Source organism: Pseudomonas sp. ACM7 (assembly GCF_004136015.1).
Classification (GTDB): Bacteria; Pseudomonadota; Gammaproteobacteria; order Pseudomonadales; family Pseudomonadaceae; genus Aquipseudomonas; species Aquipseudomonas frigoris.
In genome coordinates, this window is record NZ_CP024866.1 from 1,429,533 (window position 1) to 1,431,088 (window position 1,556).

1 protein-coding gene is annotated in these 1,556 nt (G+C 58.0%); it reads left to right on the forward strand.

The annotated features are described in order from the left end of the window. On the forward strand, nt 1–1,556 hold a 1,556-nt coding region (locus tag CUN63_RS06795; RefSeq protein ID WP_371928213.1), incomplete at both ends, for a DUF6531 domain-containing protein.

The window sequence follows — 1,556 nt, forward strand, 5'->3', positions numbered from 1 at the left end:
GCTGATTTGCCTTCGTTGATGGGTATGGAGCGAATCATAAGTTTCGGCAATGCCAGCACTGCGGTGAGCAGTGGCGACGACGATTTTTTCTCCTCCGTGGTGCAATGCCCGAAGGGTGGAGAGCTAGAGATCGAGAGCAAGTTTGAATCGGTTTATGACATTCCCGTGGGGAATATTCAGGTCGATGTGATTGCCAGCGATAGCGGCGAAAAGACGTCGGTCACCCTCGATAAAAACGGCAAGGGAACGTTCACCGGTACACCCGGCAAGTTCTACCGCGTTCACGTTCACCACGAAGTCACGCCGCAGCAGGTTGAAGACCTTTTCTCTTCCTACGATGGGCTGACGAATGAGCTCGAACACTGGCTGCGTGAAGAGTGGAAGACGTTCAAACCGAAGTGGTCGGAATCGTCTGCGGTTGCTGTAGGCAATGGAATGCTCGCGGGAAGCTGGGCGGCGATCGAGGGCGTGTGGGACGGCATCGGACTGCTTTCGGACATTCTCAAGGATCCCGGGAAGTTTGGTGAGCGGTTGGGCAGCGGCGCGGATCAATTGCGTGAGCTTGCGGAAACTGCCCCCGATGTCATGGAAAAAGCCCAACTGCTGGCCAGTGATGAAGCGGCGTTGTGCCTGCTGCTACGCACCGCCAGCCTCTGGTTGGACATGCTGCCGCCCGGCGAGATCGCCGGTAAAACCGCCGAAGCCGTGTCGACGGTGGTGGTGCAACTGTTGATCGACATCCTGATTGGCATCGTTCTGACGTTCGCTGCAGCAGGGGCCGGTATCGCCTATTTGACGATGCGGCTGGCTAATCGAGCTGCGCAATTACTCAGCGCTGTTCTGCGCCTCGTCAAAGCGATTTTCACGATCATCAACAGCTTCATCAGCTACGTCGACCGCTACAAAAAAGTCGCCGCGAGGGGCATCGCAGCCGGTATGAAAAAAGGCCGGATGCAGTTGAGCTGGAGCGCCCGGCGCAACGCTTCGCTAAAGAAAGACGAACACCACGACGACGCGTCGAATCAAGCGAAAAACCCCAACGGCGACAGCGCCGATTCCGTTGATAAAACCGCCACCAACAAATGTCCGGTGTCGATGGTCACCGGCGAAGAACTGTTGACCCTCACCGACGGCTCGCTGGACGGCATCCTGCCGTTCGACTTCACCCGGCTCTATCGCACCAGCGCCGCCGAGATCGACTGCGGCCTTGGTTTCGGCTGGAGTCACAGCCTCGCCCATCACCTGGAAATCGATGGCGAGACCGTCATCTGGATCGACCACGAAAACCGTCGCACTACTTTTCCGCTGCCAAACAGTGAACGCCCCGCGATCAACAACAGCCTGTCGCGGGCGGCGATTTATCTCGGCGATGAACCCGAAGAATTGATCCTCGCCCAGGCGGGTGACGAGGCGCGGTTCTATCACTTTCATAACGGTCGGCTGACGGCCATCAGTGACGCTTACGACAACCGCCTGCGCATCACCCGTGACCGTCACGAACGCATCAAACGCCTCGATAATGGCGCCGGCCGTGCCTTGCGATTGCGCTATGACCG